At 43.6% G+C, this 12,345-nt stretch carries 10 protein-coding genes and 1 pseudogene; 9 read left to right on the top strand and 2 right to left on the bottom strand.

The features are described 5' to 3' along the window. The first annotated feature begins 148 nt into the window (after positions 1 to 148). Positions 149 to 673: a DUF6586 family protein gene (locus JMX83_RS06705; protein WP_201599891.1), complete on the top strand. Its 525-nt coding sequence runs from the start codon at positions 149 to 151 to the stop codon at positions 671 to 673. A 99-nt stretch (positions 674 to 772) separates the two neighbouring features. On the opposite strand, the gene JMX83_RS06700 is transcribed toward JMX83_RS06705, so the two are convergent. Continuing rightward, the gene (locus JMX83_RS06700; RefSeq protein ID WP_201599889.1) at positions 773 to 3,406 is read right to left on the bottom strand and encodes a penicillin-binding protein 1A; all 2,634 of its coding nucleotides are present in this window, start codon (positions 3,404 to 3,406) and stop codon (positions 773 to 775) included. 192 nt (positions 3,407 to 3,598) lie between these two features. Here JMX83_RS06700 and pilM point away from each other — a divergent pair, with 192 nt between their 5' ends. From pilM to JMX83_RS06660, 8 genes are all read left to right on the top strand, one after another. After that, entirely contained in the window at positions 3,599 to 4,654 is a 1,056-nt protein-coding gene (pilM, locus tag JMX83_RS06695) for a type IV pilus assembly protein PilM (RefSeq protein ID WP_071002928.1), read from the top strand. Continuing rightward, positions 4,654 to 5,304: a PilN domain-containing protein gene (locus JMX83_RS06690; RefSeq protein WP_201599887.1), complete on the top strand. Its 651-nt coding sequence runs from the start codon at positions 4,654 to 4,656 to the stop codon at positions 5,302 to 5,304. The genes pilM and JMX83_RS06690 overlap by 1 nt, the downstream gene beginning before the upstream one ends. After that, positions 5,301 to 6,038: a type IV pilus inner membrane component PilO gene (locus tag JMX83_RS06685; RefSeq protein ID WP_201599885.1), complete on the top strand. Its 738-nt coding sequence runs from the start codon at positions 5,301 to 5,303 to the stop codon at positions 6,036 to 6,038. Before JMX83_RS06690 ends, JMX83_RS06685 begins: the two co-directional genes overlap by 4 nt. Then, positions 6,038 to 6,571, top strand: coding sequence for a pilus assembly protein PilP (locus tag JMX83_RS06680; RefSeq protein ID WP_201599884.1), 534 nt, complete (start codon positions 6,038 to 6,040; stop codon positions 6,569 to 6,571). Before JMX83_RS06685 ends, JMX83_RS06680 begins: the two co-directional genes overlap by 1 nt. A 27-nt stretch (positions 6,572 to 6,598) precedes the next feature. After that, positions 6,599 to 8,971: a type IV pilus secretin PilQ gene (gene pilQ, locus JMX83_RS06675; RefSeq protein ID WP_201599883.1), complete on the top strand. Its 2,373-nt coding sequence runs from the start codon at positions 6,599 to 6,601 to the stop codon at positions 8,969 to 8,971. A gap of 205 nt (positions 8,972 to 9,176) precedes the next feature. Continuing rightward, positions 9,177 to 9,737 carry a shikimate kinase AroK gene (gene aroK, locus JMX83_RS06670; RefSeq protein ID WP_201599881.1) on the top strand — a complete coding sequence of 187 codons (561 nt, stop codon included), beginning with the start codon at positions 9,177 to 9,179 and terminating at the stop codon, positions 9,735 to 9,737. A 78-nt stretch (positions 9,738 to 9,815) separates the two neighbouring features. Next, entirely contained in the window at positions 9,816 to 10,925 is a 1,110-nt protein-coding gene (gene aroB, locus JMX83_RS06665; RefSeq protein ID WP_201599879.1) for a 3-dehydroquinate synthase, read from the top strand. Positions 10,926 to 11,060: 135 nt separating this feature from the next. Further along, on the top strand, positions 11,061 to 12,149 hold the full coding sequence (locus JMX83_RS06660) for a hypothetical protein (protein ID WP_227675766.1): 1,089 nt from the start codon (positions 11,061 to 11,063) through the stop codon (positions 12,147 to 12,149). 97 nt (positions 12,150 to 12,246) lie between these two features. On the opposite strand, the pseudogene JMX83_RS06655 reads toward JMX83_RS06660, so the two are convergent. Next, positions 12,247 to 12,345 (bottom strand): annotated as a pseudogene (locus JMX83_RS06655) (IS1 family transposase); the annotation flags it as partial.

Below are 12,345 nucleotides of genomic sequence, written 5' to 3'. Positions count from 1 at the left end.
ATTCATTCCCAATTTAAGAAAAAGCCAGCCTAAGTCGCTGGCTTTTTTGTGTGTATAAAAACTGAGAAAGGCATGGTGCTATTATCTAAAAAAATAGTACACTGGAAAACAAGCCTCAATTTACTATCTATAGAAGGATAAGTCGCAAATGGCAGGTAAAACTCGCGTTGCCAAATATCAAGCAGATCGTACCAATCAAAAACTGTATTTTTGTCGTCTATCCTGCCAAACAGCAGGCAATACTAGCGATAAGCAGTTATATCAAGCCCATTGCGAAACTGCTATTTTTCATTTATATGGTGCGTTGCTGGCATTCACTCAAGAGCTGGGTCATTTTTATAGTTTAAATATGACCGCACCAACTTTGTCAGATATTGAGCAAGCACTAAGCGAGCGCACGCAGGTATCTCCTGAGATTCAGCGCTTGCAGCAATTACAGCAGCAAGGCTTTATTGCAAACATAGAGCGCGCTTATGAGCGTTGTCTCTATGCGGTACCACCAGATACGGTTGTGGATGAAAAACCAAGTAACGATTTATCTGCGCCCGACCTTATTGTGAATGTCGTTACTTTGTCAAATCAATGGTTACCTGATGAGGCAACGATAAGAGAATGGCGTAATCAGCTTTTAGAGCTGATCGAGCAACTACGTGCAGGGATGGTTGAGTTTTAGCAAGATGAGTCTATCCGAAGTATAGTATCTACAAAAAGGCTTACTCAGTGATGACTGAACAAGCCTTTTTTTATATCGGTAATTAGAGATACTGGTAGATTATTCTGGCATCGGGGGCATACGCTGGACCGGTGTGACCGATAAAGGGTTTTGCGGCACGCTATCGTTACTACGGCTATTATTTGCTTGAGCTGCTGAGTTGTTAGTATCTGTAGTTGGTTCAGGTAGGGTCGGCTTACGCTGCTGAGTTTGAGTCTTGACCGGTTTTGCTGGTGCGCTATTATCAGAGATGTCGTCATCATCAGTTATAATACCATCATCGGTCATTTCTATAATTTGCTGCTGCTGCTTTTTAGATTTTGAGCGGTTATTGATAGACACCCATTGATTTGGCGTGTCTTTGAGCTGAGCTTTCATGAAGTCCATCCAGACGGGCAGGGCAGCCACACCACCATACTCTCGGCGACCCATAGATGTTGGCTGATCAAACCCCATCCATACAACCGTTGCATTGGTAGGATGAAATCCTGCAAACCAAGCGTCTTTGGCTTCGTTGGTTGTACCGGTTTTGCCGCCAATATCATCACGGCCCAAGGCTTTTGCTCGTACTGCTGTACCACGCTGCACCACATCACGTAAAATATCTGCCATCTCAAATGCTACTCTAGGCTTTAATATTCTTGGTGCTTGTTTGGCTGCTACGTATTGTACGACAGGTGCTTTTAGGCGATCTGATTGTGGACCAGCATCATAGACAGTAAGGTCGATTCCTTCATCAATTTCACTACTTTCTAGCTCTGCGCTCTCATTAGCTGATTTATCAGTAGTACTGTTTTCGTCTTCTAATGATTTGTTATATTCTTCTATCAGGTTTTTATTAACCGCTTCAAGTTGCTCATTGAAGCATAAGGCGCAAGCCTGAAGTGGATTGGCCTGAAATAATAACTCGTTTTTATAGTTATAAATTTGCTCAATAAAGTAAGGTTGTACGCGGTGACCACCATTAGCAAAGGTCGAATACGCCGTTGCCATTTGCAATGGGGTTGCTTGTCCTGCCCCTAGAGCCAACGATAAAGTTGTTGGTAGTTTTTCTTTATCTAGGCCGAACTCATCTAACAGATTGCGCGCATCAGAAATACCAATGGCTTGCAGAAGACGGATAGAAACCAAGTTGCGAGATAAATACAAACCACGACGTAAGGTAATATCACCTAAGAAGCGTTCATCAGAGTTTTTAGGTTTCCAGTCGCCTACTTGAATAGGGCGATCTGAAACAATACTGTCTGGATGATAGCCTTTTTCCAAAGCGGCGGTATAGACCAATGGTTTGATGGTTGAGCCAGGTTGGCGCCATCCTTGTAAGGCTCGGTTGAATTTACTATGTTTGAAATCAAAACCGCCTACTAATGCATTGACTGCGCCAGTTTCTGGATTTAATGAGACCAGACTACCTTGTATTTTGGGTATTTGCCCTAGCTGCCAATTACCATTTGCGGTAGGTATCACGCGAACAATATCGTTTTTGCTCACTATTTGGCTAGCATTATTAGGGTAGTAACCGATACGATTGGCAGAGATGTATTTGCGTGCCCAGCTCATGCCAGGCCAATTGACCGTCACGCTTTCACCAGACTGTAATGTCGCTTCAAAACTACGAGAGTTGACTTTGGTGACTTTGGCAGGAGACATATTGCTATAGCGCTGAAAGTTTTCGAGAGGCTCGTCATTTGCCTCTGCGCCGCGCCAGCCATGACGATGCTCATAAGCTACTAAGCCTGTTAATACGGCAGCTTCTGCATCGGTTTGTGCCTTACTATCAACAGTCAGGCGAACACGCCAACCACCATGCATTACCTGCTCACCGTAACGCTCGACTAGAGTCGCGCGTGTCATTTCTGCCAAATACGGCATATTAACGTCGAGTTTTTCTTGATATAGCTTAATGCCAACGGGGGAGTTAACGGCCTCATCATACTGAGCTTTTGTGATATAGCCCAACTCATGCATACGGCCAATAATCCAGTTACGTCGAGTCAACGCGCGGCTAGGATTGGCAACAGGATTGTATTTAGAAGGGGCTTTTGGTAAACCGGCAAGCATTGCCATTTCAGCAATAGTGAGATTATCTAGTGATTTACTATAGTATTTTTTGGCAGCAGCGCGGATACCATAAGCGCCTTCACCCAAATAAATCTTATTGACATAGAGAGTAAGGATCTCATTTTTGCTAAGCTCATCTTCCATTTTTCGCGCCACAAACAGCTCTGTCAGTTTGCGGTTTAGCGTGCGCTCAGGACTTAAAAAGTAATTTTTGGCGACCTGCATCGTAATAGTTGAGCCACCAGTCTGACTGTCATCATCAGTCACAACCTCAGTGACCGCGCGCCCAAGACCTTTAATACTGATGCCACTATGCTGAAAGAAAGAAGCATCTTCTGCTGCTAAAAAAGCATGAGTCAAATCTTCAGGAATTTCATCAAATGTGACTGGTAACGATAAACGATTGCCGTATTGGCCGATTAATTTGTCATCGCTACTATAAATCTGCAATGGCATTTCTAAATTGGCAGTTTTTATCTCTTGAATACTTGGCAAAGTTGGCGATAAATACATCGCCATACCATAAAAACCAATAGGTACAGCAAGCGCTAAGATAACTGCCAATGCTAGGCAAGCGACAAAAAGTCCCACCAAGAAATGAATGAGACGAGCGGTAGCATTTTTTTTGGCCATAATAAGACTTATTAATTAGAATTTGTAGCGGATAACTTATTATACCTTGAACAAAATCAACAGGTCATAATAAATGTGTAAGTAGGCCTTAATATATTTTTAAACGCTTGAATCTATCAATTAAGTAAAGTATTGTATTGAATTATTACAAATAACTATCAGATTGTACACTTAATATAAGGTATAGAGTTTGTGAGGCTATTTACTTCAAAAAGTCGACATTTGATTGGTGTGGATATTTGTGCCACTTCAGTAAAAATAGTGGACATACAGCGTCAACAAGGCATGTTCCACCTAAAATCCTACGGTATTGAGAGACTACCGGAAGGTGTAGTCGTAGACAAACTCCTAGTTGATACAGAAGCGGTTGGCAACATTATAGCGAGTCTAGCAAGACGTTGCCAAGTTGCGGGCAGTAATGCTGCAACGGCCGTATCAGGATCTGCCGTCATCACCAAAATTATTGATATGGATATGATGCTAAGCGATGTTGAGCGTGAAGCACAAATACGTTTGGATGCTGATCAATATGTGCCTTATCCATTAGAAGATGTCAATTTAGATTTTGAGGTGCTAGGTCCATCTTTAGTGAGTGAGGATATGGTACAAGTACTGCTTGCGGCCTCTCGCTCAGAAAACGTTGATCAACGTGTTGATGCGTTGGCCTTTGGTGGTATGCAAACCAAGGTTATGGATATCGAATCACATGCGATAGAGCGTGCTTTTGGACTAATGGCAGACAATCTGCCCAATATGCCGGAACTGGTCGCTTTGGTTGATATCGGCCATAATCAAACTACTTTGTACATCGCAAAGAATGGTGAGTTTATTTATAGTCGCGAGCAATTGTTTGGCGGCGTTCAGTTAACAGAAGCGATTCAAAACCGTTATGGACTGTCAGCTGAAGAAGCAACGCTGAGCAAACGTGAGCGCACATTGCCTGATGACTATTATCCTGAAGTTTTGACCCCTTTTATAGAAAATACCATTCAGCAAATCACTCGTTCCTTACAGTTTTACTTCTCATCAAGTCAGTATAGTAGTATTGACCACGTGGTACTTGCGGGTGGTAGTAGCTCCATTGCAGGTCTTGCTGGGATGGCACAACAAAAACTCGGTGTGAGCGTTAGTGTTGCCAATCCGTTTACCAATATGACCATTGCGCCTAATATTGATAATGAGCAATTGACCATTGATGCGCCAGGCTTAATGGCCGCATGCGGTCTTGCGTTAAGGAGCTTTGACTAATGGCTCGTATTAACCTTTTACCTTGGCGACAAGAAGAGCGTGAACGTCGCAACAAAGAGTTTATGACTCTGATAGTTGCAGTGACTTTGCTCACTTTATTGGCGGCCTTTGCTTCATGGAGCTATTTTAACAATGAGCTTGATGAACAGCTTGATGCTAATGCCTTGATTGAGCAAGAAAATGCACGTTTAGACACCGCATTGACTGAGATTGACAGTTTAGAGCAGCGCCGTGAAGATATTATCTCACGTATGCAGGTCATTCAAGATTTGCAAGGTCGGCGTCCCGTACCAGTACGCTTGTGGGATGATCTGGCAAGAGCGATTCCACCAGCGCTTTATCTAACCAATCTCAAACGCGAAGGCGATGTATTAACATTGACTGGTCTGGCTGATAACCCAAATATTGTATCTAGCCTGATTCGTAATTTGGATAGTAGTAAATGGATGGGTAACTCAGCAGTTAGCAATATTCAACAGAACATTAGCGCTTATGAAGCGGCCCCTGTACTGAATAATACAGTCACTACGGCTGGTGAGACAACACGTCCAGTTTATCCTGAAGACAGTTATGTACAGTTCGTGGTGACGACTAAAGTACAATCAGAAACGCCTGTCCCTGCGGAAGATGGTGTGGGAGGGGAGTTATGAAACTTGTCCGTAAAAAAAGCCTAATTAAGACCAAAAAAACTGCTTCAAAACCAAAGAAGCAGTTTGATCTTAATGAATTTCGTCGCAGTTTTGAGTCACTAGACTCTGAAAACTATGGCAGCTGGCCGCTACCAGTGAAGGTGACGGTGATCGGTCTTATTATTACCTTTATAGCGGCCCTATCATGGGCGCTACCGATTAGTAGCAAAATCGATGAGATCAATGCTGCTGAAAGTCAGCAACAGACCTTGCTTGAAAGCTATCGTGAAAAAGAATCGCGCGCGCGTCACCTAGAAGCTTATCAAGCACAGGTCATTCAGATGGAAACGGAGTTTAATACCTTGTTAGACCAGTTGCCAAAAGATACGCGTGTGTCAGAGCTGGTAGAAGGTATCAATATGACAGGTGTCGGCAGTAATATTCGTTTTCAAGACATCTCTGTCGAACCTGAAATTGAAAATGAATTTTTCATTGAGCAGCCGATTCGCATTGCTGCTTTAGGTGAATATCATCAGTTTGGTAGTTTTATCAGTGGCCTTGCAGCGCTGCCTCGTATCATCACCATGCATGATTTTGAGGTGAGTAATCCACAACCGAGCTTAGATGTCTTACCTGAGCTTAATCTAGTCTTGCAAACCAAAACCTATCGTTCAAAAGAAGCGACTCCTGAAGATGAAACGGCTCCTGCAGGTGATGCCGCCGCCGCTACTGATGCAAATGCAGGAGGTAACTAATGAGTATGCAAAAACTACCCATGATGTTGACTTTAAGTATCGCAGCGCTAGCGATAACTGGCTGTACGGATCGTATCGGTATGGCAGAGCAAGCGATGACTGATATCCGTAACCAGCCAGCGCAGCCTATCGAACCACCACCCAAAGCTGAACTGGTAGAAGACTTCGTCTATAGTGCAAGCTCACAGCGTAGCCCGTTTTTGCCACCGAGCTTGGTGAATGTAGAGGGTCCTACCACTTCTATTGATGGCGTGCGCCCAGACATTACACGTGTGAAAGAACCACTTGAACAATACGAGTTATCGCAACTGGTTTTTCGAGGTGTAGTCGTTTCTCCCGAAGGTCAGCGATATGCATTAGTCCAACGTCCTGATGGTTCAGTTGCTAGTGTGAAGGTGGGTGATTATCTTGGATTGAATGACGGCCGTATTGTTGAAATCACGCCGACCCAGATCAACTTGATTGAAATTGTGCCAGACAGCCGCGCTGGGTTTATTGAAAAACCCCAGTCGCTGGTATCCCCTATAAGCTAAGTCGGCAGATTTTTTGAGGAATAAATAATGACAGTACGCAATAACAAGGTAATGATGATGAGCAACCGCGTTTCTTCTGCTTTTGCCATTTCAGCACTGGCAGTCAGCATGGTGGCAGTAAGTAGTAGCGCCCACGCTGCACAGCGCATCAATAATGTGTCTGTAGTGCAAACTGCACCAGCAGTGACACAAATGCGTTTGGGGTTCACAGGTTTACCAGTATTGCCTGCAGCCTACCAGCTTGATGATCCTAGCCGCTTGGTATTAGACTTTGAACAAGTACAAAACGGTCTTGCCAGTCGTTTTAACGAATACAATATCGGTATGGTCAATGATGTCACCACGTTGAGTAGCGACAGTACGACGCGTCTTATCGTTGGCCTCAAGCAGTCAGGCAATTATACAACAGCGATTGAGGGTAACGATCTGCTACTGACCATTACCGATCCTGATCGCCCAGTGATTACTAGTGACCCTATACAAGATGTCCTTAATAACTCTAGCGGTATCACCACCACTGCAGTCGTCACGCCAATCGTCGAGACTAGTACGGTTCCTGTTGCGGCTGTTCGCACCACTAGCACGACAGTCGTAAAAAATGACGTGCCAGCTGATACGATGGTGGTGAGAGTTAACCCGTTGTTGAACCCACAACTTGCTTCTGCACAAGTAAGTAAACAGTACAGCTATGATGGTCTCAGTGCGGTCAATTTTTCGGCAGGTAATGATGGTGGCGGTAATGTCAGCATGGTACTTGCCAACGAAGCCATTCCGGTAGATGTACAACGCCAAGGTAATAAGCTTGTCGTACGTTTAACAGGCAGTACAGTCCCAAGAAATTTGCTACGTCGATTAAATATTAATAGTGGTCTGGTGAGTAGCATCGATACTAAAAACCAAGGACAAAATGGTGTCATCACCATTAACATGTCTGATGATTACGAGTATCAAGCTTACCAGTCAGGCAATCAGTTAAATATTAGTATTAGCAAGCCTGAGCTACTACGTGAACCGACTCTTGAGGAGAGAGTATATAGTGGGGAACCGCTATCTATGGAATTCCAAGACGTTGAAATTCGCAGCGTGTTAGATATTTTAGCGCAGTTTACCGAAATGAATATCGTTGCGAGTGATTCAGTCGCTGGTAATATCACTTTGCGTTTGATCAATGTGCCTTGGGATCAAGCACTCGATATTATTCTAAAAAGTAAAAATCTAGGCAAGCGCGAAAATGGTAATGTGATTTTGGTTGCGCCTTCTACTGAACTCGCTGAACAAGAAGCACGTGAGCTTGAAGCGAAGCAAGCCGTTCAATCTTATGCGCCATTACGTACTGAATATATTCGTTTGAGCTACGCAAAAGCACAAGATGTCCTGACTTTGATTTCTCAAGGAAGTGGTTCATCTGGTAGCAGCGGTATAGGCGGCACGAACGGACTTACAAATCGTGGCAATGACAATAATACATTATTGTCGGATCGTGGTACGGTGACAGTTGATGAGCGTACCAATACCTTGATCGTCAAAGATGTGGCGGATAGTATTGAAAATATTCGTACCTTAATTGGCAAGATTGATATTCCTGTACGTCAGGTTATGATTGAGGCGCGTATCGTGAGTGCAACTGACAGCTTTAGTAAGGAGATTGGGGTTCGCTGGGGAATCTTATCAAATGGTGCAGCCAATAATCGTAGTTTGTTGGTTGGTGGTAGTGATCAAACTTTATGGGACTTAAAAGATTTTGACGTAGAGACCACGACTGTCAATGGACAAACGGTTTCTTATCCTTCATATGACATCAGCCGTCCTGATAACCTAAACGTTGATTTGGGTGTTACTAATCCAGCAGCTGGTAGTATCGCCTTTGGTTTACTGAGCCTATCTGATGTGATGCTTGATCTTGAATTGTCAGCGTTGCAAGCCGATAACCGCGGTGAAGTCATCTCGACCCCGAAAGTGTTGACGGCTGACAAGCAAACCGCAAAAGTTTCTTCTGGTACCCAGATCCCTTATCAGGAAGCCTCAGCCAGTGGCGCAACAACGACCAGCTTTAGAGAAGCGGCACTGAGTTTAGAGGCGACACCAAACATCACGCCCGATGGCAAGATTGGTTTGCAATTACTTATTACTAACGGTACGCCGACTATTATCAACAATCAGGTGGCTATCTCTGAGGATTCTATCTCAACCAATGTGATCGTTGAAGATGGTCAAACGGTGGTATTAGGTGGTGTCTTTAAAAACCGTACTAATAATGGCGTGGACAAAGTACCGTTTTTAGGCGATTTACCGTATATTGGTCGCGCATTCCGCCGAGATGTGCGTAGTAATGATAAAGAGGAGTTACTTATCTTTGTAACACCAAAATTGATCAATGATGGCACAAGTCGCTTGAATTAATCATAAATCTGTTGATTATTCGCTAAAAAAGTAAGCCTTAGTGCTTACTTTTTTTTGTGCATAAACTTAGCATCTTTAATGTTGCGAGCTATATGCATGGATTAATGGATGATAAGCTCTAAATATTACTAACAATAATCACAGCGCATTACTAGCCAGAATATCAATGACGTTGTATGATAGCTAATTTAGCTGAGTGAGTATTATGGTGCAGGAATTGCCGTCGGTGTTTTTAGTGGGTCCGATGGGAGCGGGGAAAACGACGATCGGTAAGTTACTGGCCAAGCAGTTAGGTCGCACTTTTGTAGATAGTGATTGGTATATCGAATCGCAAACTGGTGCTGACATTGCTTGGATATTCGCCAAAGAAGGTGAAGCGGGTTTTCGTGAGCGTGAAACGCGTGCCATTGATGAGCTGACTCAAGCCCCTCAAATTGTATTAGCAACTGGTGGTGGCGCAGTATTGGCTGCTGAAAACCGAGAGTTCTTAAAACAGCGTGGCATCGTGGTTTATCTCAATGCCCCAGTCGATGTGCAAATGGCCCGCACTTCTAAAGACAAGTCACGGCCTCTTTTACAACAGCCTAATCCTAGAAAAATACTGCAAGATCTATATAGTATTCGCGATCCATTATATCGTCAGGTCGCGCATATTATTATGCCCACTGGTCACACTTATCCGCGTCATATGGTCAGCCAATTAATGCAGCAGCTGAACGCATTTTTTGATTGTACTGACACAACACCAAAAGACAATAAAGAGTAGACCGATATTATCTATTGATATGATAGGTAGGTATACTCAGCTACTTTTACCCAATTATAAATGCTTAAGGAGTGTCTCATGGCAACGTCACTGTTTCATGATAGCTTAACAGTTCGTACGCAAAGTCATGATTATCCAATCATTATTACTGAAGATGCGACGTCAAAAGATAGCAGTATGGCAAAGCAAGTCGCACCTTATATTAAGGGTTGCCAAGTATTGATTGTGACTAACGATACCGTGGCACCTCTATACTTGCAAACTTTAGAAGACGAGCTAGCAGAGCAATTTACGGTAAAAGTTTGCGTGTTACCAGATGGTGAACAATATAAGAACCAGACAAGCATTGACCAAATATATGATGCACTAATGGCAGAGCATTTCAATCGTGATGTCACGCTTATCGCACTTGGTGGTGGCGTAGTGGGTGATATGACAGGTTTTGCTGCGGCAAGTTTTATGCGCGGGGTCAACTTTATCCAAATTCCAACGACCTTATTATCGCAAGTCGATTCTAGCGTTGGCGGCAAAACGGGCATCAATCATGCGCAAGGCAAAAATATGATTGGCGCATTCTGGCAGCCGCAAATGGTGCTCGCTGATATGAGTACGCTCAAAACGTTGCCTGCACGTGAGCTGTCAGCAGGAATCGCTGAAATTATCAAGTATGCGCTTATCATGGATGAAGCGTTTCTGACATGGCTTGAAGAGAATTTACCTGCAATGATGGCGCTAGATCTGGCAGTACTTGGTGAAGCCGTGAAGCGCTGCTGTCAATACAAAGCAGATGTGGTCGCTCAAGATGAAAGAGAGTCAGGTGTGCGTGCTCTGTTGAACTTTGGGCATACATTCGGTCATGTGATTGAAACCCATCAAGGCTACGGCAATTGGTTGCATGGTGAGGCGGTAGCGGCGGGCATGATGCAAGCGGCTGAATTGTCCCAAAAAATTGGTTGGTTGACCCTTGATGAGGTTGAGCGTATTAAGCGTGTTTTGATGCTAGGTAACCTGCCAACCAAACCGCCTACCATTGATGTACAAACTGCTCTGAACTTAATGGGACACGATAAAAAAGTGAAACACGGACAAATTCGGCTGATTTTGTTAAAATCAATAGGGAGTGCAGTATTGACCAATGACTTCGATAACGATCTATTGCTCAAAGTATTGTCACAACACAGCGCATAATGTATCAAAATTTTAGTGAGTATTTGTACTAAAATTTGATATGTACAGCAGATTCATAGGCTGCACTAACTGCACTTCTATTTGAATGAGCATTGATATAATGCTTTTAAATATGTTTTTACCAAGGACCTCCCCATGGCAGCATCAAAATCGAAGGCGCGTACCGCTGGCCAATCATACAGTCGTCAAGCCCTGATCTGGCTGGTCGCGACGTTACTATTAGGTGTTGTGACAGCGTTAGTCTGGATGCTAAGCCAAACGCCAGCGATGGGTGCCAAAATTGAAAACGAACCAGTATCAGCACCGCAAATGTTGGCTGATGAGTTTGAGCAACCATTAAAAATCGAGTCGCTTCACGAGCTGGATACCGATGTACAGCCGATTAGTTTTGATACGACTGTCCGTGACTTGCGTAATTATCCTGACGAGTTTAAAGACAAGCGCTATCTACTTGCCAACAAGGGTAAGTGGACCGTGCAGGTGATGAATGTCGCTGAAAATGACGTGATTGTCAGTTATTTAGAGGGCCGTGAAGATCGCGATAAATTCGCTTATTTCCGTTATCTTGATAGTGAAAATCAAGTTCGTTATATGCTGACTTACGGAATCATGAGTAGTCCACAGGAGGCGGTTGGTGCAGCAAAGCTCATAGATTTTAAACTGCCTGCTAATGTGCGTGTGCTACCGGAGGAGATCAATCGATACGTCAGTATTATCGATAACTACGAGCGTCCTGATCCGGTAAAAGACTTAAGTACGAAGCGTACGCGCGCTGTCAATCTAAAACCGACTAAGCGTGAAATACCAGCACGTCAGCAAGCCCAAGCAGTCAACAATACTAACAATGACCAAGCTGCCAATAGTAATACCAGTCGCGATAGTCAAGGAAGCTTTAACGAAAGTATTTCAGAGGAGAGTATTCGCCAGTCAGCTGATACTTCTGAAACGTTATCCGTTACCGAAGAGCGGACGGTTGGTAATGAGTCACAGTCAGTCTCTGAAGCACCAACTCAAAACGAAGGTAATGCCAACAAGCCCAAACAGGATAATAAAAAACCAGTAGCATCGGGAACGGATAACAATAGCAGTATCAAAAAACCACCCGTCGTACCTGCGCCAAAACCGCCAAGCACAAGTAACAATGGTGCTAGTAATAATGCAAATACTCCTAAAAACAATAATAGTGACAGTATAAAAGCGCTCATAGAAGATAAAAGCAACTGATACGCATTTTCTGTCATCGAAAACCCCACTAGCTAATTGGTTAGTGGGGTTTTTTTATACTTCGTTTTTTGGTGGTGTTCTAAAAAGTATGCTGGCATCAGACGTAGCCATAATTGACATAAAAGAACACCAGATCAAACACTTTTAAGTGATTATCGAGCTTCTTAGAGAAACAACAGGTTCTTCTAACGGCTCG

Source organism: Psychrobacter piscatorii, assembly GCF_904846415.1.
GTDB lineage: Bacteria > Pseudomonadota > Gammaproteobacteria > Pseudomonadales > Moraxellaceae > Psychrobacter > Psychrobacter piscatorii.
Note: the sequence above shows the minus strand (reverse complement) of the source record. Positions and strands in the feature narration are given on the sequence as shown.